A 1,111-nucleotide genomic window follows, 5' to 3' on the forward strand; every position below is an offset into this window, starting at 1 on the left:
CCGCCCGCTCCTCCACCGACAACACCAACTCGGCCTTCGGCCGCCCCGTACGAGCCACGCTCCAAGCCTACAGTTTTTCAAAGAACTCCTGACTCGGAAGACTAGGGTCCGTCTTCAAACGGATCTTGCCCAGAGCAGGAGCGACGCGAGACTGACCGCTGCCTCGTATGAGATGGCGGTCTTTTCATATCTGGTCGCAATGCCGCGGAAGCCCTTGAGCCGGTTGAAGCAGCGCTCGACGAGGTTGCGTCGGCGGTAAGTCTCCCGGTCGAACCCCGGCGGTCGACCGCCGAGGCTTCCGCCGCAGACGGTGCCGCCGCTGGTCGGCCTTCTCGGGAATGGTGTGCGCGATGCCGCGTCGCCGCAAGTAGGCGCGGAAACCGCGGGAGCTGTAAGCCTTGTCCGCGATGACCTGGTCGGGTCGGGAGCGTGGCCGGCCGAGGCCGCTGCGGGGCACCCGGATGCGTTCGAGCAGAATGCGTGCGCAGACACTGTCATGGCGCTGGCCCGGCGTGACGAGGAGGGCCAGAGGGCGGCCCTTGCCGTCGCAGGCGAGGTGGACTTTCGTGGTCAGTCCGCCGCGGGACCGGCCGAGGGCGTGATCGTCCGGTTCGTCCTGCCGGCGCATCCCCCTTTTCGGCCGGTGGCGGCGGCGTGCTGGTGGGCGCGGACGATGGTGGAGTCGATCCGCACCAGCCAGTCGATGTCCCCGGCTGCGTCCGCCCGGGCCTGAATCTGCTGCAGGGCCCGGGTGAACACGCCGTCGATCGCGTAGCGGCGGAAGCGGGTGTAGACCGTCTGCCATGGCCCGTAGCGTTCGGGCAGGTCACGCCATGAGATGCCGGTGCGGATCTTGTAGACCATCCCGTTGATGACCTGCCGGTCCTCCACGCGGGGACGTCCCGTCGCGGCCCGCGGTATCAGCGGAGCGAGCAACTCCCACTCTTGATCGGTGAGTTCATGACGACGTACCACGACACCATGATCCACCACCCGGATGATCTTTGAAGACGGACCCTAGTCTTCTGAGTCAGGAATTCTATTCAGATAGCCGACGAGGCGTTCAAGGATCGCGTCTGCGGTCTTCGTCCAGACGTAGGGTTTGGGGTCG

General features: G+C 66.1%; 1 pseudogene. It reads right to left on the bottom strand.

Going from position 1 to position 1,111, the window contains the following annotated elements:
- Positions 1-114: 114 nt before the first annotated feature.
- Positions 115-975 (bottom strand): annotated as a pseudogene (locus ACFY32_RS34090) (IS5 family transposase).
- Positions 976-1,111 lie beyond the last annotated feature (136 nt).

Source organism: Streptomyces sp. NPDC000134 (assembly GCF_042899225.1).
GTDB lineage: Bacteria > Actinomycetota > Actinomycetes > Streptomycetales > Streptomycetaceae > Streptomyces.